The following is a 23,059-nucleotide window of genomic DNA, read 5'->3' on the forward strand; positions in this document are numbered from 1 at the left end:
TTTTTTATGCAAGTTTATTTAGTAGGCGGTGCAGTGCGAGATCAGTTGCTCGGACACCCCTATCATGAAAAAGATTATGTCGTTGTCGGTGCAACACCAGAACAACTTTTAAACCAAGGTTTCCAACCTGTTGGTAAAGATTTTCCTGTATTTCTACATCCCGAAACTAAAGATGAATACGCCCTCGCTCGTACTGAGCGTAAATCTGGGCATGGTTATCATGGCTTTGAATTTTTTACCGATCCCTCGGTAACCCTTGAAGATGATTTAATTCGTCGTGATTTGACCATCAATGCAATGGCTATGAATGAAGATGGTGAGTTGTTCGACCCTTATCATGGTCATCAAGATTTGAATCATCGCATTTTACGTCACGTATCTGATGCATTTGCAGAGGATCCACTACGAGTATTGCGTGTTGCCCGTTTTGCAGCTCGCTATCATCAGTATGGTTTTAAAGTAGCTGAAGAAACCATAGCCTTAATGAAAAATTTGGCTGATTCTGGTGAATTGCAAGCACTTACGCCTGAACGTGTTTGGAAAGAAACTTCTCGTGCTTTAATGGAACGTGATGCTGATATTTACTTCGAAGTCCTTCGTCAGTGTGATGCTCTCAAAATCCTCTTTCCAGAAATCGAAGCATTATTTGGTGTCCCACAACGTCCTGAATACCATCCTGAAATTGACTGTGGTATTCATACCTTGATGTCATTACAACAAGCTTGTAAAGCAGACTATTCGATGGATGTACGCTTCGCGGTATTAGTGCATGATCTGGGTAAAGCACTCACGCCTAAAGATGAGTTACCTCGCCATATCATGCATGAGGAACGTGGTGTTCAGCCCGTGACTGATTTATGTGAACGTCTTAAAGTTCCGACCCAAACCAAACAATTGGCAATTGCGGTGTGCAAAGAACATCTTAAATGCCATCAGGCGTTTACATTAAAACCAGGAACACTATGGCGTCTATTACAACGTTTAGATGTATTACGCCGTCCTGAACGTGTTGAGGCTTTTGTACAAGCATGTGAATGTGATGCCAAAGGTCGCTTAGGTCTCGAAGACCGTGAATATCCTCAAGCAAAATATGTATTAGATGCGGTACAGATTGTTCGTTCAATTAAAGCATCTGATTTACCGCCTGAGATCAAAGGCCCTGATATTGGTGAAATGCTGATACAAAAAAGAATCGAGGCTTTGGCAACGCACCGAGAAAAACATCAATCCTTGGTAAACGCATAATATTTACCTCCTGAAACTCAGGAGGTAATCGTATTTTAAAAGAATGATTGTTGAAAATATTTAAAAGAATCAATCATTGGTTTAATGATTGAAGCCACTAATAGTAGCGCCATACTGTAATTGAAAATTTTTAGATGCTGTGGCGTACGCACCAAAGTTTGTAATTTTTCTCCGAGTATTCCCCAAGCTCCCGTGCATGGAATACAGACTAACCCAAACACAACACCCAAAATGATATACCAATAAAATTCACTGCCTGCAGCTAAATAAGTCGTCACCGCGCCCATTGCCATAATCCAAGCTTTTGGATTGACCCATTGAAATAATGCAGCTTGCAAAAAAGTAATGGGTTTCGCTTGAGTTTTATCTAATTCAACTGAGCCTGATTGAGCAATCTTAATAGCTAAATAGATTAAATAAGCAATACCGATCAACTTTAGAATTTCGTAAACCAATTGATTTTGACTCAGTAATGTACCAATTCCTAAACCAACCAAAATCACCATGACCCCAAAACCGATCGCTACACCTAAAATGTGTCCATAAGTCGCACGGAGTCCAAAGTTCACTCCTGAGGTTGCGACCATCAAATTGTTAGGTCCAGGTGTTATGGATGTCACAATTGTATAAATTACAAAAGATAAAAATATAGAAAAAGACATATAGTCGCCTATGATTATTGTTTTAAATCTTCACGTTGAAAAAATGAATTAAATCCAAAATTAAAAGATAAAATATTAAATTTATCTAAACAAAATACATGAAAGATTAAATTATTTAAACATAGTTCAATTCATACTTATAAATCATGTTTCAATAGCCATGACAATACTGATTAAACCTGTAAATTTAAACCATGATGTTGCAGCGATCGCTGAATTGACTACCCAACTCGGCTATCCAACTCAAACAGAAGTTATGAAAGAACGTTTGATGAGGTTGCAAGCCCAGGAGCGTTATACAACCCTAGTATTTATCGATCATGGACAAGTTGTCGCATATATTGGTTTTGTTGAAGAAATATCATGTGAATGTGCTGATCCGTATTTTCGCATTCTAGTACTCATTGTAGATCAGGCGCATCGCGATAAAGGGATTGGTCAAAAACTGTTGGCTCACGTTGAACATATAGCCAGTCAACAAGGTATTCAAAAAATTGTGGTCAGTAGTGGTAATCGTGCTGAACGATTACCTGCACATCAGTTTTATTTGAATCACGGTTTTAAAGCGTATAGCACGACATTTGTCAAAATATTAGCTCCTCAAGATCGTCCTTTATCCTGAGGATAAAAAATCTTATGAGCGATCAGCAGGAAATGTAATCACTTGCTCTAATTTCATTTTCTCTGTTGCCACCATCAGTAAACGATCGATTCCTAATGCGATACCTGAGCATTCTGGCATTTTAGGCAATGCGGCTAAGAGATTTTCATCTATTGGCATAACATCTAAGCCTAATTTTTCGCGTTCAGCATTATCAGCTTCAAAACGGGAACGCAATACATCTGCATCAATCAACTCATCATAAGCATTTGCTAACTCTAAGCCCTCAATGTAAAGCTCAAAACGTGCTGCAACCAATTCCCCATCTTCATCAACTCGAGTTTTTGCAAGAGAAGCAAGTTCTGGTGGAAAATCCGTTAAAAATACAGGTGTATCAAAACCTAAGCTCGGTTCCACCATATGCGAAAATAACAGGTCGATATATCCTAGACGATCATCACCCAGATCTAGATTTAACCCAACACGATTACAACAATCCTTTAATTCCTCTAATGTGGATTTAAGTGGATTAAAATCTAAGCGATCTATAAATGCATGTTTATAACTTAAAATCGTAGGTCGCACTTCGCCAAAACGATGTGCCAAAGTGACATTGATTAAATCTGTGACTTCAAACATCAAGTCTTTGAGACTAAAATCAGGTCTATACCACTCAAGCATGGTAAATTCACTGTTATGTTTACGGCCATGTTCATCATCACGAAAAACTTTACAGATTTGATAAATTGGCCCTACTCCTGCTGCCAACAGTCGTTTCATGGCAAATTCTGGTGAAGTTTGAAGATAGTGCTTTTTCAAATGACCATGTACATGACGGCTTGCCTCAACTGACGCCAAGTGGACATCAGTTACTCCAGCATGAGATAAAATTGGAGTTTCAACTTCCAAAACATCACGTTCTAAAAAAAATTGGCGAATCTGTTGATACATCCTCGCTCTGGCTTTCATGGCAGCAAAATCGCAAGTTGGTAGATAGCTCAGAGAGTCAGTCATGCCTGAGGGCCTCCATGAGCAGCCCATTCACGGCGTAATGGATATGTTTTGCGTAATTGATCAAATGAGGCTTGATCTACTTTCCCATCTTTGAGGCATGCTCTTAAGTTCTGATCATCTCTAAAGATATCGTAGATATGGTTTAATTGAGTTTTCAGCGTGTGCTTGAGATCACTATTGTTAAAATATTGTTCACATGTAGGCAATTGGGTTTCGAACTGTTTTGAAGGTTTATGGCCGAAATGCTGACAGAAAGCATCATAAATCATCTGGGTACCACGCGCTTTACCCTCAAGACTATACCCCGCAATATGCGGTGTCACCAATTGCACAAGATCCAGTAACTCTTCCGTAATGACTGGTTCATGCTCAAAGACATCTAGTACAACTTTACGACCTGTTGCTCGAATATCTGCAATCAAAGCTTGTTCTTCAATGACTGACCCACGGGCAGAATTAATTAAAATTGTAGATGGTTTAAGCTTTTTTAAGGTCTCAGCATTAAACATATGTCGGGTTGCATGCATCCCTGAAGTGGTTAATGGCACATGGATAGAAATTGCATCTGCTTTTGAAAAAACTTCATCTAAAGTGACTTGCTGAATATTTTCTCTTTGTACAAAAGGATCAACCCCCATGACGCTCCATCCCAATAGTTTCGCCATATGTGCGAGTCGTGAACCGACATTACCCAGCCCAATAATGGCTAAAGTGAAATCTTGTTCAGCATCTAGAAGATGAGGATTTAGAGCTAATAACGCAGTAATAACATATTCAGAAACAGCTTGGGCATTACATCCTGCAGCATTTGACCAATGAATATTTTGTTGTTCAATTGCTGGAATGTCCAAATGATCTGTGCCGATCGTTGCACTACCCACAAAGGTTAATGCAGTATTTTGAATGAGCGCAGAATTCACTTTCGTCACAGAACGTACTAATAAGGCTTCAGCATCGACCACATCTTCATGCTTTAAGGTACGACCAGCTTTATTATCAATATCGCCAAATTCTGAAAAGAAATAATCTGTGAATGCGAGATTTTCATCTGCAACGATTTTCATGAGCCTACCCATCAAGATTTTAGCATTATGATAACGCTTCTGGGAGGGTTAGGCTATGTGGCTCGCAGCTTGAGCGACTGACTACCAACCACATAGCACCATTCCTTAAATCAATCTAAATAGAACGTTTTTAAAGGTGGATAACCATTAAATTCGACCGAAGCATAAGAGGTTGTATAAGCTCCAGTACTTAACCAATAGAGTCGATCTCCAATGCTCAAGTTTTTAGGTAACTGATAAGGCACTTTTTCATACATGATATCAGTTGAATCACAGGTCGGGCCTGCAAGCACAACACTTGAATGCTCAGGTGCTGAATGCATTTTAGGTGTGTATATAGGATATTTGATCATCTCACCTAAAGTTTCAATTAGTCCATTAAAGACGCCCACATCCGTGTAGACCCATCGTTTATCATCATGTGCTGATTTATTGGCGATAAGAACAATCTCTGAAACAATCACACCAGCATTACCCACCAACGATCTGCCTGGCTCCAAAAATAATATCACCTGATCATCAAAGTGTTCATCAAGATAGCGTTGAATCTCGTGCGCATAACTTTGAATACTGTCAACATCAGCTAAGTAATGTGCTGGGAAACCACCACCCAAATTGATTAATTGTAAACTGATACCGTATTGGTCTTTCAAAGTATTAAATATTTGCTTCACTACCGTTAAAGCTGAACGCCATACAGTGACATCACGTTGCTGACTACCGACATGGAATGACACGCCAAAGGGTATTAAACCCAATTGTCTAGCTTTCACCATTAAATCAACCGCCATATCTGGATGGCATCCAAATTTACGTGAAAGTGGCCAATCTGCTGTACCTCCCGACTCTACCATTGCCCTGACAAAGACTTTAGAGTTCGGTGCGAATTCGGCAATTTGTGCGAGATCTGCTTCCGCATCGGTAACAAATAAACGGATTCCTTTTCGGTAAGCGTATTCAACGTCTGAAGCTTTTTTAATAGTATTACCGTATGAAATACGATCTGGATGAATTCCACATTCAAGCGCTTTGTCTAACTCATAAATTGATGCAACATCAAAATATGAGCCAAGTTGATCAAGTTTATGAATAATTTCACGACCTGGATTTGCTTTCACTGCATAATAAATATGGGCTTTTGGAAAGCTATTTTGCAACTCAATAAATTGAGTTTGCACTTGATCTAAATCAACAACTAAAAAAGGGCTTTGCTTTGTTTCGGCAAAATTTTGGATTTTTTTCCATTGTTGATCAGAATAGTATTTTTCTAATTGCATGTAAGATCCACTCACGTTAGCGAATAATTTAACGAAAATGGCCTTTGGCTATAAGTACTTTGGCTAGGGCCGTTGATTATGCATATGTTGATTTTCAAGGTATGCACATTAGTCTTACATTAATCTCTATCCAATCTAAGACGATCACTCCATTCATTCAACGTTGGCTCCTCCACCAGATCTTGAAATTCAATTTGAAAGCCTTTTTCACGTAGCAATCCAACCAGCGTCATAAGACTGACTGAATCAAGTCCTAACATAAATAAATTATCCTCCTGCTGAATTTCATCTACAGGTAAATTCAATTGATGAGCGACCATATTTTTTAACTCAATCATGCTTAATTCATTCATGATCATTGCCCCTGACCTAAGGCGTTAATCACAGTCTGAGTATCCATGACTTTTGCACAGCGCCCAGTCGCATACTTTAGTGCAAGATCATGTTCTTCTCGGCTAAAATCCGCCAAGGCATCACCCACCATAAATGCTTGAATATCCAACATAAATGCTTCGGCAGCTGTTAATAAGCAACCAATATGGGCATATACTCCACAAATCACTAATTGATCGCGATTGGCTTGTTTGATTTGCTGCTCAAAATCACTTTTTTTAAATGCGCTATAGCGCCATTTTGTCAGCACGGTGTCTTCATTTTTTGGTTGAAGTGGATCAATAATTTTGGTCAATGCTGGATCAGCTGACAAACCTTTACCCCAAAAATCCGTTAATAGTTGACGATGTTCTTGCGTCTGATCTCCAGGTTGTGCGGTGTAATAGACTGGAATTCCTAGTGCATGTGCCTGATCAATAAGGGCTTTACAATTTCGGATTAATGTGGGAATGGGCGCTTGGGTCTGATCGTAAAAATCTAAAAAATATTGCTGAACATCATGTACCAATAAAACCGACCGTGACGCATCTAAAGTCCAATCAACTTTGTTAACTGGAAAATCTTGAGCAGATGGCATGGGATAACTTGCAATACGTGGGATTGCCATATTTTATTTCCTTAGTTAAATCGTGTCTTCGGTGAGGCGTTTTCTGAGTTGTTTCTTGTCGATTTTGCCCAATGCCGTATAAGGCATTTCTTCAATAAATTCGATGTGATCTGGGATCTTATAGGTCGCCAGACCGTATGCTTGAACGAATTGTCTAATTTGCAGTTTCAGCCTTGTTTCTGATGCATCTTGATCGTTAGGTCGCCATTGAATAAATACACAACTTTTTTCTCCTAACTTTGGATCTGGTTGTGCAACCAAGGCAGACAAGATGATTTGTTGGTGTTGATTTAAAACCTGTTCGACTTCTTCCGTCGCGATTTTTTCACCGCCACGATTAATTTGTTCCTTACTTCGTCCTTCAACAATAATATTGCCTTCTGGCGTTAATCGTACTAAATCACCAGTGCGATAAAATCCATCTAAGGTAAAAGCACTTCGATTATGTTCTGAAGCCCGATAATAACCTCTAATGGTATAAGGGCCGCGAGTTAAAAGATGCCCCACCTCACCCAATGGCAGCTCGTGATCCTCCTCATCGACGATTTTTATTTCATCATCTGGACTTATACGGGAACCTTGGGTACCTATAATGACTTCTTTCGGATCATCGTAACGCGTGTAATTCACCAAGCCTTCTGCCATACCAAATACTTGTTGTAATCGGCAGTGGTATTGATCAATCAACTTTTCAGCTAAAGCATCTGGCAACCTTGCCCCACCGACCTGTAAAGCCGTTAATTTCTTAAAAATATTTGTTGCGCCGTTTTGAACTGCTTCAGCCCATGTTGCTGCTAATGCAGGGACAAGAGCAACATGCGTAATATGGTGCGCTTCAATGAGTGGAAATGCAGTTTGGGGAGAAGGATCTTTCGCTAAAACAAGTGTTCCACCTGCATAAAATAGACCCAATGAACCAGCCGAACTCATACTGAAATTATGTGCTACTGGAAGCACCATAAGCATACGGCTTTCTGTATGAAGTTCACAAATATCTGCACTGGCACGAACACTATACAAATAGTCATCATGTGTTCGTGGTATAAGTTTCGGTGTGCCAGTACTGCCCCCTGAAAGTTGAAAAAAAGCCACATGGCGAGCCGTTATTTTGGGCTTTGAAACCATATGATTTTTAAACGATGCAAGATTCGGCCAAGGATCAAAATCGCCTGCATCACCAACGACAATCACTTGCTGTAAAGTCGGACATCTGCGCTGGCACTCTTGCGCTAAGGATCTGTAATCAAAGCCTAGATGCTTATCTGCACAGATATACAATTTGGCATCTGTTTGCTGAATAAAATGACTTACTTCGGCATGACGGTGTGCTGGTAAACTCATCACTGGTCGCATCCCTATCCGCAAAGCTGCAAAATAAGCAATAAAAAACTCTGCTATATTTGGCATTTGAATCACAATAGCATCTGCCAGCCCATAGCCTTGTTTAGTCAAGAAGACTGCAAATTGTTCAATATTTTGATTCAGCTCTTGATAAGAATACTGGCGATCACCACAAATCAATGCCACCTGATTGGCAAATTTCTGGGCTGATTCTTGAAAAAATTCAGAAATGGTTTGACCTTTCCAATATCCCTTTTGAATGTACCGTTCTACGAAATCTTCTGGGTATGGCACGATGCCATCCCAGAGCAAAGACTCGTCATTTACATTTGCATTCATTTTATTCCCCATGATTTAAGTGCTGAGAATCTAAACCCAATGCATTTAACATCGTTTTAAATTTCACGATGGTTTCTGACAGTTCACTGTTCGGCTGTGAAGCTTCAACAATTCCTGCACCCGCATAAAGACGCGCATAATGGTCAAAGATACGCCCACAACGTACATTCACTGCCCAAGCACCATTCCCTCGGGCATCACACCACCCCATAGTTCCTGCGAATAGGTTACGTTTAAAAGGCTCTAGTTCCGAAATCAACTGGCGAGCCATAGGGGCTGGTTGTCCACAGACTGCTGGCGTTGGATGTAAAATTGAGACCACATCAAAGATATGTTGCTCTGGATCTTTCAACGTTCCCTGAATTTTGGTCGCCAAGTGCCAAACCGCCTCTGTTTTAATCAGTGAAGGTGATTTTGGGATATTGAGCATTTTGCACAAGGGAGAGAGTTGATCTGCAATGGCTTCGATGACCACGGCGTGTTCATGCTGATCTTTTTGCGAAGCAAGCAATTTTTCAGCTTGTTGTTGATCCAGTGTTGGATCTGAATGACGTGCTAATGTTCCTGCAACTGGATGGCTAAACAAATATTCATTTTGCTTCGCAACGAGAAGTTCTGGACTTGCCCCCATAAACCAACCAGATTGTTTTGGGTTTTGGGCCAATGCAAATGTGTAGCCATCAGGATTAGAGGCCAACAACTGGTAAAATAAATCAATAATATTAATTTTGTGTTGGGTTTTAAGATCAATTGCCCGAGCCAACACTGCTTTTTCTAGCGGTGATGACCTCATCAATTCAACCAATTTGACGACTCCAGCAATGTATTCCTCTTGTGCTGGGATGAGAGTCGCTTGCACTTGATCATCAAGAAAAGACTGAGCCGAATGATCAATGCGCTCATTTACAAATGTGTTTTTTGCTTCCGCAATCGAGATTTCTGGTAAATCTCGATGATCAAAAGGCAAGCTCCCGACCAAAATAAGATCTTTATTCGCTGTTAATTCGATTTTTTTTTGTAGTGTAGATTTTGCTTGTTCGAGCCACTGTGCTTGCTGCTGATTAAAATTTAAATGAGAAGCTCGATCAAATTCGATATGTTCAATTAACTTTTTACTTGAAATGGTCCCCGTTGGCGTTGCGAACACGAAGCCAGGTTGATCTTCCTCAATTAACTCTTCCTTTTTTATGCCTATCATATTTTGAAAAACTGACGGTTCTATTGGCAACATATTTGTTCTCACGATTATCTGTTCGCACTGCGTGCATCAAACTTTCAACATTCACAAAAGGACAACCTCTAGGAGTTGAACGCAACCAATATAATAATTATTATTCCCAATTGAAAATGATTATCGTTTCAATTTGTTAATAAAATTAAAGGATACTTAAATGGGTTTATATATCGTGACGGGTGCAGCCAGAGGAATTGGCGCTGAAATTTGTCGTCAACTATTGCAGAAGGATCATCAAGTCATTGCAATTGATCGGATCGATGACATCAATCAATGGGAACTTTTTAAATTAATTCCTGAAGCATCACTCAACCATCTAGACCACATCAGCTGTGACATTCGTAAGACCAATGAGATTATTCAGCACATTGAAAATTCTATACTTTTTAAAGGCACGATCACGGGTTTAGTGAATGCTGTAGGAGTCTTAGAAATGGGATCTTTATTAAATACATCTGTTGAACAATGGCATGAAAATTTGTCGATAAATTTCATTGGCCCTGCCGAACTTAGTCGTTGGGTCGCTCACCAAATGATTCCGCAAAGAGAAGGTGCGATTGTGAGCATCAGTTCAAATGCAGCCCTCATTCCAAGAATGAATATGGGTTTGTATGCAACGACCAAAGCTACAGTGAGTCACTATTTTAAAAATCTTGCGTTGGAACTCGCGCCTCACAATATTCGCTGCAACTTAGTTTTACCTGGCTCAACCCTTACACAAATGCAAAAACAACTATGGACTGAGGATCGCCCTCCAGCAGGCATTGTCAACGGAAATCTAGAACAATTCCGAAATGGTATTCCATTGCAAAAGATTGCTGAGGCTGAAGATATTGCCAATGCCGTGATGTTTTTACTTTCAGAGCAAGCAGGCCAAATCACAATGCACGAATTAGTGGTTGATGGTGGAGCAACTCTAGGCGTGTAACAGCCCTATTGCCTCATTCAAAGGATAAACTGCCAGACTATTCTGGCAGTGGTTTGTGAATTTGAAGTTGTTCAAAAACAAGTTCTGGTTGAGCTAACCAAGTTTTCATCATCTCCATAAAATCATACCAATAAGCTTTGAGACTCGGCACATCATAAAGTTCTTTGTGTCCGTCAACAGCGAGATACAAACGCTCAATACCATTAACAAACTTATTGGTAATCGCGGTATCAAAGTCTTCAATTGGGCCAGCGGATATGGTTGTTTTTGTTAACTTACACCCTTCGAAATGTTCAGGTAAAGGATAAGGAATCCAATTCACAATAGGTCCAAATAAGATATTTTCATAGGGATCAAAATCTTCTAATACAAATCGCATTTGCTCAAAATAGCTTTGCTGATGCGGTCGAATTTCGGCAAACCTTTTCGTTAATAATAAAATGATTTCTTTTAAGTTTTCTTGTCCAGTAATGCCCAACCTCAATGGCAGGATATTCATGACTAAGCACGGAATACGCATAGATGAAGTACCCAACCGAGACATAAAAGGTACCCCAAAGCATTGTTGAGGATCTTTAGACTGTTTTATTAAATAACTCATCATCACTGCCATGACGATAAGAGCACTGGGCAATTTTAATTCAGTTGCTAATGCATTTAATTGTAGCTGTGTAGGCCAATCAATTACCTCTTCATAACGTGGCCCTTGTGAAAATGGTTCTTTTAATTTTCGTTTAAGTCGTTTCTTAGGGGCTTTCTCATATGAAAAATTAGCCTTCCAAAAGTCTAAATCTTTTTCAGCTTTTTCAGAGTGAAGGTAGCGCTGTTCTTCTGCAATAAACTTTTCATAATGATCGAATCCTTTAATTTTTAATTCAGTACCATTTTTGAGAGATTGATAATAATCAATAAATCGACTAATCATCAGTCCGTAAGCGTAGCCATCTAATGCAACGTGATGCGCTTTAAAAAATAATCCATACTTTTGCTCACCTAAGTGTGCAAACACATAGTCATATAAATGACCCGATTCTAAATTAAATGCTGGTTCTACTTCTTTTTCAGCCCACGCTAAAATTTCCTCCTCATCAAGCTGAGATAAATCAACGAAGCTAGGTTTCCGTATCGTCACATCATCTACTCGATAGACGTATTCGCTCTGAACTAAAGCTCGCCAATGAAGCGATTTAGCTTCCTTTAATGTGAGATAAACTGCTTTTTGAAAAAGCTCTCGATCTAATGGTCCCTCAATAACCAACCACTCCGCCGTATGAAAAGGATAACTGCCATGATAATGATGTCCTTTCCACATACTGTGTTGTGCACGAGTTAATAGATCATGGGATTCATTGATTTGCATAAGACAACCGCATACATTTAATTTTCATTATAAAATCAAAGCTTTACAAAATATCCTAACCTTCATATTTTGTGATTACACTTTGGCACAAAAAGATTATTAAATATAATGATTATCATTTGCAAATTTAATTTGTTTGATTTAGATTAATAACCATTCAAATCTGTCGACTGACGCACGTATTACTGTATCGACGATCTTCACTCCATTGATAAGTACAGAAGATTAAATAATGACGACACAATCTCCTCCTCTAGCTCGACATATTTCTGTCCATTCAACAGAACAAATTTCCACTCATTTACAGCGTATTAAGTTTAAAAGTGAAGATTTCACAGGTTATGCAAAATGTGATGGTGGTGCGCACATCAAATTGTTTTTTCCGAACCCTGATCAACAAGCACCTGACCTCCCGTTTCGAAATTCTTTAGGCAAAATTACGTGGCCATATGGAAAGAAACCAATTACTCGGACATATACTGTTCGAGATTTCGATGAAGAACTGCAACTTTTAGTCATCGATTTTGTAAGACATGAAGATTTTGGTATAGCGGCTGATTGGGCGAAGCATGCGAGTCCAGGTGATCTGTTAGGTCTAGCCGGTCCAGGAGGACCAGCACGTTTTAAAATCGATGCAGAATATTGGATTTTTGTTGGAGATCTTTCAGCAATCCCGATGATCGCTGCCTCACTTGAACAATTACCAAAAGACGCTCATGGTGAAGTTTGGATCGAGATCGAAGATGATTCAGACCAAATACATCTGAATAAGCCTGAACACATTAAGGTTCATTGGTGCAAAGGCCCTCATGAATTGAATAATAACATCCGTGATTCTTTGCAAAACTTAGACTGGAAAAATAAAGATATTTCAGTATCACTGGCAGGTGAAAATTCAACGGTGGTTGAACTTCGTAAAATACTGAGACAAAACTTCCAGCTACCCAAGAGCAATTTATATGCTGTGCCTTATTGGAAGCAAGGTCACAACGAAGAGGCTTATCATGAGGAACGCCATCAAGTGATGGATGCCGTTGAATAAGTGAATAGAATTATTTTAATGAAATATGTAGAAAGATATGAAATATAAAATTGCAATTATGTTGAGTGCTATCACTCTCTTCACAGCATGCTCTCAGTCAAATGAACCTTCTTCACGAGACAATAAAGCGACGGTTGAATCTCAAATAAATACGACACGACAAATTGAAGATGCTTTAGGTCGTCAAGTCACAATTCCTGTACAGCCACAACGTGTTGTGGTTTTAAGTGAACTTGATTTGGATAGTGCTATTGCGCTTGGAATAAAACCTATAGGCAGTAGTTATGTTCGAGGTCAAAGTAATTTTCCAGATTACCTCAAAAATGAAACACAACAAATCGCCTCCGTCGGTAACTTTGGACAACCGAGCATGGAACAAATTCTCACGTTACAACCTGACTTAATTATTGCTGGAAGCATGATTGATACACAAATGATTAATCAATTGCAGCAGATTGCACCCACTGCAGTCAGTTTTGCACGCGGAGAGCCATGGAAAGACAGTTTCAAAAAGGTAGCTCATTTATTAAACAAAGAACAACAAGCCCAAAAAGCTCTAGAAGCGTACGATCAATATGCGCAAGAAGCTCAACAGAAATTACAAGCTCAACAAGGTCAATCAGTCAGTGTCATTCGTTGGACAGCCAATGGACCTGTGTATATGCTAAATGATTCATTTGCGAGCCAAATTTTAAAAGATATTGGCTTAACACGACCTCAACATCAGCAACAACCAGGTGCAAGCCATACGCCTCCAATCAGTCGAGAGCGTTTTGATCAAATTGATGCAGACTGGCTCATCATTGGCAATCATCTAAACTCGGAAAAGCAACTGGCAGAACTAGAAAAATTACCAGAATTCCAACGTCTTAATGCTGCAAAAAACAAGCATTATTTCGTGGTTGATGCATCTATGTGGACTGGCATAGGTGGACCACATGCTGCTCGACATGCCATTGATGATGTAATGAAGCATCTCCATAATTAATATGCTGACGAATGCTACAACTGTACTTGACCGATTCCCGCTGATGGGAATCGTGCTTAGCTTGATTATTTTATGTTGCGCTGTTTTGTCGATCGCGTACGGCGCTGGTCAGCCCTACTTTACAGACAGTTTGCAACTTATTCTTCAGGCATTAAGTCAATGGTCCTTAGAACCAATCACTCCCCTATTGGAAATTAGAATTCCACGTACTATTGCGGCGGTGAGTGTCGGATTAGCTTTAGCGATCTCAGGCGTCATCCTTCAAAACTTGCTTAAAAACCCTTTGGCTGATAGTGGATTAATCGGAATTAATAGTGGTGCATCTCTTGCCATTGTTTTGGCAATTGTTCTTCAAATGGATACCTTCGGACTATTTTTTTGGGCGCTGATTGGAGCTTTAGTGAGTGCATTATTGGTCTTTGCAATCACCCCTCGTCAAATGACAGATCATAGCTCACTTACACGTTTAGTCTTGGCTGGACTGGCAATCACCAGTACATTCCAAGGTTTTATGGCTGCCATTCTTATTAGTTTCCAAAATGGTTTAGACGACTATCGTTTTTGGGTTTTGGGTTCGCTCAATCGCGTTGATATTCAATATCTCGGTCTTGCACTAATTTTAATGGCGATCGGACTCATCATCGCTGTATTGGTAATACGCCCTCTAGGTCTTAGTTTAGTTGGTGATCAACTGGCGAATAGCTTAGGCTTAAATACGAAACTACTTGATGCATTCTGCATTTTAGCTGTGGTTTTATTAACTGGAAGTGCCGTTGCATTAACAGGACCAATTGCCTTTTTAGGCTTGATTGCACCTTACTTTGCACGAGCTATTGGTGCTCTGAGTATTCAGAAACAACTCATCTATAGCGGACTATTTGGCATGTTGTTGTTGCTGATCGCGGATATCATTGCACGTGCAGTCGTGCAACCTTTCGAAGCCCCTGTCAGTATTCTTTTAGCCTTATTAGGTGCACCTATTTTGATATGGATGGTACGTCAAAATAACCTACAAAATATCATTCAAGCGGAGAAATAATATGTATTCTCTGTTGAATCGTTTAAAACAAAAATCAGTGATAAAGGCTTGGATAATCATTGCGATTCTACTGATATCACTTAGTTTATTTAGCCTGATGTACGGTGAAATCACATTAAATTTGAATACGCTATGGAATGTATTGACAGGCAATGCGTCAGCTCCACATCAACTTCTCGTTGAAAAGATTAGATTACCACGACTTTTGGCAGCCTTATTGATTGGCGCTGCACTCGCCTTATCTGGTCTCATTCTTCAAATTATCACCAAAAATCCTCTTGCGAGCCCAGATGTTTTTGGTATCAGTGACAGTGCAGTGCTTGCTTTGGCATTCACCATTCTCCTCTCAAGTTCTAGTATGTTAGGTCAATGGTGGCAAGCATTAGTGGGTGCGATCTTCTGTGTTTTTTTTATTTTAATTGCTTCAGGCGGCGTAGGAACACAGGGGTATCGTATTTTGGTCATCGGGGTCGGAATTGCAACACTCATGAAAGCCAGTTTTGACCTTATCCTTGCGACACTGCCAGTAATGCACACCAGTAATATTTTAATTTTTAGTAGTGGTAGTTTGATTGGTCGAAGCTACAGCATCTTGCTACCAACTTCGATTTTTATCATGCTGCTTGTCAGTATTATTGTGCTGTGGCGGCGACTATTTAGTGCAATGGTTCTCCCTGATTCTGTCATTGATAGTCTAGGAGAACCCTTACCTAAAATTAGACTGATGCTCATTATTATTGCTGCGTTTCTCGCTGGGACCGCTGTCAGTATTGCGGGCCCCATTGGATTCGTGGCTATTGCCGCACCAATCATCGCATTTAAATCATTTCCTCATCATTTATTTCCGATTTTCCCTACCATGTGTATTGGTGCATTAATGGTTTTAAGTGCTGATTTACTTGGAAAAAATTTGCTTGCCCCTGTCGAAATTCCCGCAGGCATTATTAGTGGCATGGTTGGTGGTCCACTGTTGTTGTGGTTGTTATATCGTCATTCTAGAAGTATGAGTCGTACATGAGTTTAATCATCAATCAATTAAGTGCTGGATATAATCATCATCAAGTTTTGAAGGGTATCAATGCTGAATTTCAGCAGGGTCAAGTCATCGTCCTCATTGGTCCAAATGGCTGTGGAAAATCGACCTTGTTAAAATGTATTGCTCAAATTCATCCATATGATCAAGGCGAAGTCATTTGGGAAAAAAATCAACTGAATATACTCAGTAAAAAGTTGCTCGCTAAACAACTTGCATTACTTCCACAGCATGTAACTGCACCCAACGGCATGACAGTTGAGCAGTTAGTACGCTTCGGTCGTTTTCCACATCAAGGTTGGTTTAAACGACTGAACATCGAAGACCAAAAAGCGATTGATGACGCCTTGTCTGCGACCCATTTAAGCGAATTAAAAAATCAAAATTTAAGCAATCTATCAGGAGGTCAACGTCAACGTGCATGGATCGCAATGGTCCTCGCACAACAGACCCCTTTAATTCTTTTAGATGAACCAATCAGTATGCTCGATATCGGTCATCAAGCCGATATTTTAAATTTAGTCCGCTCTCTAGCCTCACAAGGTAAAACCATAGTGATGGTTCTACATGAATTAGCCACTGCTGCACGCTGTGCCGATTTTCTAGTTGCCATGAAAGATGGTCAAATCATTGCACAAGGAAAATCAGAAGATGTTTTAACAAAGCAATTAGTTCATCAACTCTATAACTTAGATGCTGAAGTCAGACTGGTTGAAGATGATCAACACAAAAAAAGGTTACTGGTCATCCCAAATAAGTTTGGTGATTAAACACTCGAATAAAAAGCTTGAATATATAGAATAAAAAAAGCCCTGACAAATGTCAGGGCTTTTTGAATTTGGCGGAAGCGGTGAGATTCGAACTCACGGAGGACTCACACCCTCGTCGGTTTTCAAGACCGGTGCATTAAACCGCTCTGCCACGCTTCCATGTGCGCCATAATACGAAGCTTTTCATATCATGACAAGTAAAAATTACAATCAAACCATTCAAGTGAATATAGTTTCACCAAATGATTCAAATTTATTAAATTTTGGCTGCAATTTCAGCACCTTCACGAATCGCGCGCTTAGCATCAAGCTCAGCAGCAAGCTTTGCACCACCAATAATGTGATATTTCGCTAAAGTTGTTTCAGTCTCTGATGGCATAATCTCTTTAACAGATTCTTGCCCTGCACAAACAACGACAGTATCGACTCGTAATAATTGATCATGTCCACCAACTTCGATCCACAGACCTTCATCACTCACTGATTTGTATTGAACGCCACGCAACATTTTCACATGATGTTTTTTTAATTGGGCGCGGTGAACCCAACCAGAGGTTTTACCTAATCCTATACCCAAAGGCGTTGTCTTACGTTGCAATAAATATATTTCGCGAACTGGACGATCCACTTCAGCAGGTTGTAAACCACCTTCAGAAACATACTGAATATCAGGATCAACTCCCCACTCACGTTTCCATTCTGCCAAAGGTTGTGGCTGTGGCTGATGTTCAGGTTTTAATAAAAACTCTGACACATCAAATCCGATACCACCAGCACCAATTACTGCTACCTTTTGACCCACAGGCGCACCTCTTAATACTTCTGCATAAGATAAAACTTGTGGTGCATCACTTCCTTCAATCTTCAATGCACGTGGTACAACGCCTGTCGCAACAATCACTTCATCAAAGCCTTCACGCTCAAGCTGTTCACGATTAACTTTAGTATTTAAACGAAGTTCAACCCCAGTGCGCTCAATTTGGACTTTAAAATAGCGAATGGTTTCATGAAATTCTTCTTTCCCAGGAACAACTTTCGCTAAGTTGAATTGTCCCCCTACATCATTAGTGGCTTCAAATAAAGTAACCTGATGACCACGACTGGCAGCAACGGTCGCTGCCGACATTCCAGCTACACCACCACCCACAACAGCTACTTTTTTTGGCTTCTTGGTTTTTAAATAAACCAGTTCAGTTTCATAGGCTGCACGTGGATTCACTAAACATGTGGCACGTTTATTTTTGAAAGTATGATCCAAACAAGCCTGATTACACGCAATACACGTATTGATTTCATCAACACGATTAGTTGCCGTTTTATTCACCCAGAAAGCATCTGCCAATAATGGTCGAGCCATTTGAATCATGTCGGCTTTACCTTCAGCCAAAATAGCTTCGGCAGTTTCAGGCATATTGATTCGGTTGGATGCAATCACAGGCACAGACACATGTTTTTTCACCTCTGCGGTATAATCTACAAATGCCGCACGAGGAACAGAGGTTACAATTGTTGGCACACGAGCTTCATGCCAACCAATACCTGTATTCAATAATGTGATACCCGCTTCTTCTAGCGCTTTAGCGACGGTGATCACTTCATTCATTGTATTACCGTCGTGAACTAAATCGAGCATAGATAAACGGAAACAAATGATAAATTTTTCGCCAACTTTCGCGCGAATTGCCTTAACAATTTCAACTGCAAAGCGCATACGGTTTTCTATTTCACCACCCCATTGGTCTGTACGTTGATTGACATGACGACTCATAAATTGGTTCAGCAAATAGCCTTCTGATCCCATGATTTCAACACCATCATAGCCAGCTTTTTTCGCGATACTTGCTGTAGCCGCATAATCTTGAATCGTATCCAAAATTTGTTTTTCTGACATTTGTCGTGGTTTGAATGGTGAGATCGGCGATTTTATTGGGCTTGCAGAAACCACAAAAGGTTGATAACCATAACGCCCTGAATGCAAAATTTGCATTAAAATTTTTGCACCATGTTTATGAACTGCATGTGTCACTAATCGGTGTGGGGCAACATCACCTAAGGTATTCATTGTGCCACCAGCTGGAAGGAGCCAGCCTTGACGATTAGGCGAAATACCACCTGTAATGATGAGACCTACGCCCCCTTTAGCACGTTCACCAAAATATGCTGCTAATTTAGGATAATTATAAAAACGATCTTCTAGACCGGTATGCATCGATCCCATCACGACACGATTTTTGAGGGTAGTGAAACCAAGATCGAGAGGTTTTAATATATTTGCATAGCGAGTTGTCATGGCAATTCCTTATTTTATGGGCTTTGCAACTTGTTGCATAAAACTATACTTCTTTTTTCATAACTGTTTATGGCAATTTTTTTTCTTTTTCTATAATAAATTACCAACTATGAAATTAGATATTAATATTCAATCACTTACAAAAAATATTTTTCACTAAGTTCGCTTTGAAAAATTGCAATAAAATAAATTTATGCATAAAAATCTTCATAAATGCGCTGTATTCTTTTCAAGAAGAAATCATGAATTAGATTAAGCACTACCTATTACTTCTGAGTTTCGACGAAATATTGCTACTTATTCTAATATTTTTGCACCACGTATCTTTTTTTAAAAAAAATTACCAATGAAAAGTGCTACAATTGAAGAAATATATTTTTCAGGTTACCAATTTTCTAGGTGCCTATATTCTATCGTTAGGATGAACAATGTCTGATAATGCAACTATCTTACAGAATGTACCTGTAGGCAAAAAAGTTGGTATTGCCTTCTCTGGTGGTCTTGATACTTCTGCAGCTCTATTGTGGATGAAACAAAAAGGTGCTGAACCTTATGCGTATACAGCAAACTTAGGTCAGCCAGATGAAGATGATTACGATGCTATTCCAAAGAAAGCTGAAGCTTATGGCGCTGTTAAAGCACGCTTAGTGGATTGCCGTTTACAACTTGCATTAGAAGGTATTGCAGCAATTCAATGTGGCGCATTCCATATCTCTACAGGTGGTGTACCTTACTTCAATACAACGCCACTTGGTCGTGCAGTCACAGGTACAATGCTTGTTACCGCGATGAAAGAAGATGACGTCAACATTTGGGGTGACGGATCTACTTATAAAGGTAACGACATTGAGCGTTTCTACCGTTATGGTCTATTAACGAACCCAGCACTTAAAATTTACAAACCTTGGTTAGACCAAACATTTATCGATGAACTTGGTGGCCGTGCAGAAATGTCACAGTTCCTCATCGATAACGGTTTTGACTATAAAATGTCAAAAGAAAAAGCATACTCAACAGACTCAAACATGCTTGGTGCAACTCACGAAGCGAAAGATCTTGAGTATCTTGATGCTGGTATCAAAATCGTTGAACCGATTATGGGTGTTGCTTTCTGGAAAGAAGACGTTGAAATCGCACCTGAAGAAGTTTCAATCACATTTGAAGAAGGCTTCCCTGTTGCACTTAACGGTCAACGTATTGAAGATCCAGTTGAGTTAATTCTTGAAGCGAATCGTATCGGTGGTCGTCATGGTCTAGGTATGTCTGACCAAATCGAAAACCGTATCATCGAAGCGAAATCTCGTGGTATTTATGAAGCTCCAGGTATGGCACTTCTACACATTGCTTACGAACGTCTTGTGACTGGTATTCATAACGAAGATACCATTGAACAGTACCGCATCAACGGTTTACGTTTAGGTCGTTTACTTTACCAAGGTCGTTGGTTCGACTCACAAGCGCTTATGCTTCGTGAAACTGCTCAACGATGGGTTGCTAAAGCAATCACAGGTACTGTGACTTTAGAACTTCGTCGTGGTAACGATTACACTATTATGAACACTGAATCTGAGAACCTTACATATGAAGCTGAACGCTTAACTATGGAAAAAGGTGATTCTGTATTCACGCCAATGGATCGTATTGGTCAATTAACCATGCGTAACCTAGACATTACAGATACACGCGCTAAGTTAGGAATCTATACTGGTGCAGGTTTACTTGCTGTAGGTACAGGTTCTGCTGTTCCACAACTTAAAGACAAAAACTAAGATTTAGTTTAGTCCTAAAAAAACCGCGCTTTGAGCGCGGTTTTTTATTTGGACATGAAAATCTATCATTGTTCCCTAGATGAATAATGACTCATTCATCCAACGTATGCTTCATTTTTATATTAATCAGCACAAATAGATGTAAAACCCCTTTTATCGGCTTTTGTCGTTATCAATTTCAAGCAATATCGATTATCATCTATGTTATTTTTTCAGTAAGACTTGCCTTGAATACGATCACTTTAATCCAGCCAGATGATTGGCACGCTCATTTAAGAGATGGTTTAGCACTTCAACGTACTGTTCCTGATTTGGCGAAGCAATTTCATCGCGCAATCTGTATGCCAAATACAGTTCCACCTGTAAAAACTGTGGAAGAGGCACATGCCTATCGTGAAAGAATCATGGCGCATGTTCCTGAAAATGTAAAATTCGATCCTCGTATGGTGCTTTACTTTACGGATCATACTTCTCCTGAAGAAGTACAAAAAATTAAAAACTCTCCATATGTAAATGCAATTAAGCTTTACCCTGCTGGAGCAACCACAAATTCTGATAATGGCGTTAGTGATATACGTAAAGTGTATAGCGTCATTGAACAACTTGAAGAACATCAGGTTCCTCTCTTACTCCACGGCGAAGTAACACATCATCATGTTGATATTTTCGATCGTGAAAAACGTTTCTTAGATGAAGTTTTAGCACCGCTGCTTAAACAATTTCCAAAATTGAAATTAGTTTTAGAACATATCACCACAAGCGAAGCTGCACATTTTGTACTTGAGCAAGATCGCAATGTGGCAGCGACGATTACACCACAACATTTGTTATTCAATCGCAATGACATGTTGGTTGGTGGTGTTAAACCGCATTTCTATTGTTTGCCAATTTTAAAACGCCAGACACATCAGCAAACTTTGTTAGAAGTCGCAACAAGTGGCAACCCTAAATTTTTCTTAGGTACTGACAGCGCTCCGCATTCTAAAAATGCGAAAGAAAATGCCTGTGGATGTGCGGGATGCTATAGCGCTCCAACTGCAATTGAATTGTATGCTCAAGCATTCGATCAGGTAGGTAAAATTGAACGTCTTGAAGGTTTCGCTTCATTCTTTGGTGCGGATTTCTATGGTTTACCTCGTAATACTGAAACCATTACATTGATCAAAGAAGATCAAGTGATTCCTGAAAGCCTTGAATATTTAGATGGCGAACAGATCATTCCTCTTTATGCAGGTAAAACAATTCAATGGAGAAAAGTGTGACCACTGAAACATTACCTGTCATCGGTCAACGCTTCCGCGGGTTCCTACCCGTGGTTGTTGACGTGGAAACAGCTGGTTTTAATGCAGATACTGATGCATTGCTCGAAATAGCATGTATTCCAATCATTTACGACGAGTCTGGAAAGTTTGTACCTGGTCAAGCGCATCATGCACACATCAATCCATTTGAAGGTGCAAATTTAGATCGTCGCTCACTCGACTTCATTGGCATTGATCCTTTTAATCCAATGCGTGTAGCGATGGCAGAAGATGAAAAGTCTGCACTTAAACGTATGTTTAAAGCAATTAATGAGGTACGCAAACAACAACAATGCACACATGCTGTGCTAGTTGGACACAATGCTCATTTTGATCTTGGTTTTTTAAAAGCAGCAATTGCACGTACTGGAACTAAGAATCAAAATCCATTTCATAGTTTCTCGGTTTTTGATACGGTGACTTTGAGTGCTGTGATGTTCGGACAAACTGTTTTGGCTAAATCATGTATTCAAGCTGGCATCGAGTTTGATGGTAAAGAAGCCCACTCTGCTTTGTATGACACACAGAAAACAGCTGAATTATTCTGCTATATTTTAAATAAATTAGCGCCCCATTTACTCGAAACACTCGTTTCAGAGTAAAAATCTTTAAATACCCCAATATTTTAGAAATCTTGATCATCCTGTAGATTGATCTTAATTGAAAAGTATTGGGGCTTTTTGTTCCAATTTTTAACTATCGCTTTTTTATATTATGTTAATCGGAATATAGCATTGATACTTATTCTCATTAATATTGTGA

21 protein-coding genes and 1 tRNA gene are annotated in these 23,059 nt (G+C 39.6%); 11 read left to right on the forward strand and 11 right to left on the reverse strand.

Features of this window, described 5'->3' with window-relative positions; all coding sequences use genetic code 11:
* Window positions 1-6: 6 nt before the first annotated feature.
* Window positions 7-1,245, forward strand: a complete 1,239-nt coding sequence (locus AC1M9N_RS03390) for a multifunctional CCA addition/repair protein (RefSeq protein ID WP_481589724.1) — start codon at window positions 7-9, stop codon at window positions 1,243-1,245.
* A 35-nt stretch (window positions 1,246-1,280) separates the two neighbouring features.
* Here AC1M9N_RS03390 and AC1M9N_RS03395 read toward each other — a convergent pair whose 3' ends face one another.
* On the reverse strand, window positions 1,281-1,907 hold the full coding sequence (locus AC1M9N_RS03395; protein WP_481589723.1) for a LysE family translocator: 627 nt from the start codon (window positions 1,905-1,907) through the stop codon (window positions 1,281-1,283).
* Window positions 1,908-2,067: 160 nt separating this feature from the next.
* Here AC1M9N_RS03395 and AC1M9N_RS03400 point away from each other — a divergent pair, with 160 nt between their 5' ends.
* Entirely contained in the window at window positions 2,068-2,529 is a 462-nt protein-coding gene (locus AC1M9N_RS03400; protein ID WP_481607084.1) for a GNAT family N-acetyltransferase, read from the forward strand.
* Window positions 2,530-2,541: 12 nt separating this feature from the next.
* Here the strand turns inward: AC1M9N_RS03400 and epmA are convergent, their stop codons facing one another.
* The 7 genes from epmA to AC1M9N_RS03435 form a co-directional block, all read right to left on the reverse strand.
* Window positions 2,542-3,522, reverse strand: a complete 981-nt coding sequence (epmA, locus tag AC1M9N_RS03405) for an EF-P lysine aminoacylase EpmA (RefSeq protein WP_481954269.1) — start codon at window positions 3,520-3,522, stop codon at window positions 2,542-2,544.
* The gene (locus AC1M9N_RS03410) at window positions 3,519-4,586 is read right to left on the reverse strand and encodes a 4-phosphoerythronate dehydrogenase (RefSeq protein WP_481954270.1); all 1,068 of its coding nucleotides are present in this window, start codon (window positions 4,584-4,586) and stop codon (window positions 3,519-3,521) included. The genes epmA and AC1M9N_RS03410 overlap by 4 nt, the downstream gene beginning before the upstream one ends.
* A gap of 110 nt (window positions 4,587-4,696) precedes the next feature.
* Window positions 4,697-5,863: a type III PLP-dependent enzyme gene (locus AC1M9N_RS03415; protein ID WP_481589720.1), complete on the reverse strand. Its 1,167-nt coding sequence runs from the start codon at window positions 5,861-5,863 to the stop codon at window positions 4,697-4,699.
* A 119-nt stretch (window positions 5,864-5,982) separates the two neighbouring features.
* The gene (locus AC1M9N_RS03420) at window positions 5,983-6,216 is read right to left on the reverse strand and encodes a phosphopantetheine-binding protein (RefSeq protein WP_481593149.1); all 234 of its coding nucleotides are present in this window, start codon (window positions 6,214-6,216) and stop codon (window positions 5,983-5,985) included.
* A 2-nt stretch (window positions 6,217-6,218) separates the two neighbouring features.
* Window positions 6,219-6,863: an isochorismatase family protein gene (locus tag AC1M9N_RS03425; protein WP_481593150.1), complete on the reverse strand. Its 645-nt coding sequence runs from the start codon at window positions 6,861-6,863 to the stop codon at window positions 6,219-6,221.
* Window positions 6,864-6,878: 15 nt separating this feature from the next.
* Window positions 6,879-8,543 (reverse strand): (2,3-dihydroxybenzoyl)adenylate synthase, encoded by a 1,665-nt coding sequence (locus AC1M9N_RS03430; RefSeq protein WP_481954271.1) that lies wholly within the window; start codon window positions 8,541-8,543, stop codon window positions 6,879-6,881.
* Window position 8,544: 1 nt separating this feature from the next.
* Window positions 8,545-9,774, reverse strand: coding sequence for an isochorismate synthase (locus tag AC1M9N_RS03435; protein WP_481589718.1), 1,230 nt, complete (start codon window positions 9,772-9,774; stop codon window positions 8,545-8,547).
* A gap of 160 nt (window positions 9,775-9,934) precedes the next feature.
* Here AC1M9N_RS03435 and AC1M9N_RS03440 point away from each other — a divergent pair, with 160 nt between their 5' ends.
* Entirely contained in the window at window positions 9,935-10,705 is a 771-nt protein-coding gene (locus AC1M9N_RS03440; protein WP_481589717.1) for an SDR family oxidoreductase, read from the forward strand.
* A gap of 37 nt (window positions 10,706-10,742) precedes the next feature.
* Here AC1M9N_RS03440 and AC1M9N_RS03445 read toward each other — a convergent pair whose 3' ends face one another.
* Complete coding sequence (locus tag AC1M9N_RS03445) at window positions 10,743-12,065, reverse strand: condensation domain-containing protein (protein WP_481609391.1); 1,323 nt, start codon at window positions 12,063-12,065, stop codon at window positions 10,743-10,745.
* Between the two features lie 232 nt (window positions 12,066-12,297).
* Between AC1M9N_RS03445 and AC1M9N_RS03450 the strand changes: the two genes are divergently transcribed.
* The 5 genes from AC1M9N_RS03450 to AC1M9N_RS03470 are packed head-to-tail and all read left to right on the forward strand — an operon-like array spanning window position 12,298 to window position 16,937.
* Window positions 12,298-13,107 (forward strand): siderophore-interacting protein, encoded by an 810-nt coding sequence (locus AC1M9N_RS03450; protein WP_481954272.1) that lies wholly within the window; start codon window positions 12,298-12,300, stop codon window positions 13,105-13,107.
* A gap of 37 nt (window positions 13,108-13,144) precedes the next feature.
* Complete coding sequence (locus AC1M9N_RS03455) at window positions 13,145-14,095, forward strand: ABC transporter substrate-binding protein (protein WP_481954273.1); 951 nt, start codon at window positions 13,145-13,147, stop codon at window positions 14,093-14,095.
* A 1-nt stretch (window position 14,096) separates the two neighbouring features.
* Window positions 14,097-15,134: a FecCD family ABC transporter permease gene (locus AC1M9N_RS03460; protein ID WP_481608293.1), complete on the forward strand. Its 1,038-nt coding sequence runs from the start codon at window positions 14,097-14,099 to the stop codon at window positions 15,132-15,134.
* A 1-nt stretch (window position 15,135) separates the two neighbouring features.
* Window positions 15,136-16,152 carry a FecCD family ABC transporter permease gene (locus AC1M9N_RS03465; protein ID WP_481954274.1) on the forward strand — a complete coding sequence of 339 codons (1,017 nt, stop codon included), beginning with the start codon at window positions 15,136-15,138 and terminating at the stop codon, window positions 16,150-16,152.
* Complete coding sequence (locus AC1M9N_RS03470) at window positions 16,149-16,937, forward strand: ABC transporter ATP-binding protein (RefSeq protein WP_092765983.1); 789 nt, start codon at window positions 16,149-16,151, stop codon at window positions 16,935-16,937. The genes AC1M9N_RS03465 and AC1M9N_RS03470 overlap by 4 nt, the downstream gene beginning before the upstream one ends.
* A 69-nt stretch (window positions 16,938-17,006) precedes the next feature.
* On the opposite strand, the gene AC1M9N_RS03475 is transcribed toward AC1M9N_RS03470, so the two are convergent.
* Window positions 17,007-17,096: transfer RNA gene (locus AC1M9N_RS03475), tRNA-Ser, on the reverse strand.
* Between the two features lie 97 nt (window positions 17,097-17,193).
* Complete coding sequence (locus tag AC1M9N_RS03480; protein WP_481595615.1) at window positions 17,194-19,227, reverse strand: FAD-dependent oxidoreductase; 2,034 nt, start codon at window positions 19,225-19,227, stop codon at window positions 17,194-17,196.
* A gap of 428 nt (window positions 19,228-19,655) precedes the next feature.
* On the opposite strand from AC1M9N_RS03480, the gene argG reads away from it, so the two are divergent.
* The 3 genes from argG (at window position 19,656) to rnt (ending at window position 22,899) form a co-directional block, all read left to right on the forward strand.
* The gene (argG, locus tag AC1M9N_RS03485) at window positions 19,656-20,996 is read left to right on the forward strand and encodes an argininosuccinate synthase (protein WP_092765981.1); all 1,341 of its coding nucleotides are present in this window, start codon (window positions 19,656-19,658) and stop codon (window positions 20,994-20,996) included.
* 227 nt (window positions 20,997-21,223) lie between these two features.
* A complete protein-coding gene (gene pyrC / locus AC1M9N_RS03490) occupies window positions 21,224-22,258 on the forward strand; it encodes a dihydroorotase (protein WP_035266516.1) in 1,035 nt (344 codons plus the stop codon).
* On the forward strand, window positions 22,243-22,899 hold the full coding sequence (gene rnt / locus AC1M9N_RS03495) for a ribonuclease T (protein WP_035266446.1): 657 nt from the start codon (window positions 22,243-22,245) through the stop codon (window positions 22,897-22,899). Before pyrC ends, rnt begins: the two co-directional genes overlap by 16 nt.
* The last annotated feature ends 160 nt before the right edge of the window (window positions 22,900-23,059 follow it).

The sequence above is a fragment of the Acinetobacter sp. ANC_7655 genome, from assembly GCF_056784015.1.

Coding starts and splice junctions, on each gene's coding strand:
- rnt (WP_035266446.1), top strand. CDS start 22,243: ATGGAGAAAAGTGTGACCACTGAAACATTACCTGTCATCGGTCAACGC.
- AC1M9N_RS03450 (WP_481954272.1), top strand. CDS start 12,298: ATGACGACACAATCTCCTCCTCTAGCTCGACATATTTCTGTCCATTCA.
- AC1M9N_RS03415 (WP_481589720.1), bottom strand. CDS start 5,863: ATGCAATTAGAAAAATACTATTCTGATCAACAATGGAAAAAAATCCAA.
- AC1M9N_RS03440 (WP_481589717.1), top strand. CDS start 9,935: ATGGGTTTATATATCGTGACGGGTGCAGCCAGAGGAATTGGCGCTGAA.
- AC1M9N_RS03390 (WP_481589724.1), top strand. CDS start 7: ATGCAAGTTTATTTAGTAGGCGGTGCAGTGCGAGATCAGTTGCTCGGA.
- AC1M9N_RS03480 (WP_481595615.1), bottom strand. CDS start 19,227: ATGACAACTCGCTATGCAAATATATTAAAACCTCTCGATCTTGGTTTC.
- AC1M9N_RS03410 (WP_481954270.1), bottom strand. CDS start 4,586: ATGAAAATCGTTGCAGATGAAAATCTCGCATTCACAGATTATTTCTTT.
- AC1M9N_RS03430 (WP_481954271.1), bottom strand. CDS start 8,543: ATGAATGCAAATGTAAATGACGAGTCTTTGCTCTGGGATGGCATCGTG.
- AC1M9N_RS03470 (WP_092765983.1), top strand. CDS start 16,149: ATGAGTTTAATCATCAATCAATTAAGTGCTGGATATAATCATCATCAA.
- AC1M9N_RS03445 (WP_481609391.1), bottom strand. CDS start 12,065: ATGCAAATCAATGAATCCCATGATCTATTAACTCGTGCACAACACAGT.
- AC1M9N_RS03425 (WP_481593150.1), bottom strand. CDS start 6,863: ATGGCAATCCCACGTATTGCAAGTTATCCCATGCCATCTGCTCAAGAT.
- argG (WP_092765981.1), top strand. CDS start 19,656: ATGTCTGATAATGCAACTATCTTACAGAATGTACCTGTAGGCAAAAAA.
- AC1M9N_RS03465 (WP_481954274.1), top strand. CDS start 15,136: ATGTATTCTCTGTTGAATCGTTTAAAACAAAAATCAGTGATAAAGGCT.
- AC1M9N_RS03455 (WP_481954273.1), top strand. CDS start 13,145: ATGAAATATAAAATTGCAATTATGTTGAGTGCTATCACTCTCTTCACA.
- AC1M9N_RS03460 (WP_481608293.1), top strand. CDS start 14,097: ATGCTGACGAATGCTACAACTGTACTTGACCGATTCCCGCTGATGGGA.
- AC1M9N_RS03400 (WP_481607084.1), top strand. CDS start 2,068: ATGACAATACTGATTAAACCTGTAAATTTAAACCATGATGTTGCAGCG.
- epmA (WP_481954269.1), bottom strand. CDS start 3,522: ATGACTGACTCTCTGAGCTATCTACCAACTTGCGATTTTGCTGCCATG.
- AC1M9N_RS03435 (WP_481589718.1), bottom strand. CDS start 9,774: ATGTTGCCAATAGAACCGTCAGTTTTTCAAAATATGATAGGCATAAAA.
- AC1M9N_RS03395 (WP_481589723.1), bottom strand. CDS start 1,907: ATGTCTTTTTCTATATTTTTATCTTTTGTAATTTATACAATTGTGACA.
- AC1M9N_RS03420 (WP_481593149.1), bottom strand. CDS start 6,216: ATGAATGAATTAAGCATGATTGAGTTAAAAAATATGGTCGCTCATCAA.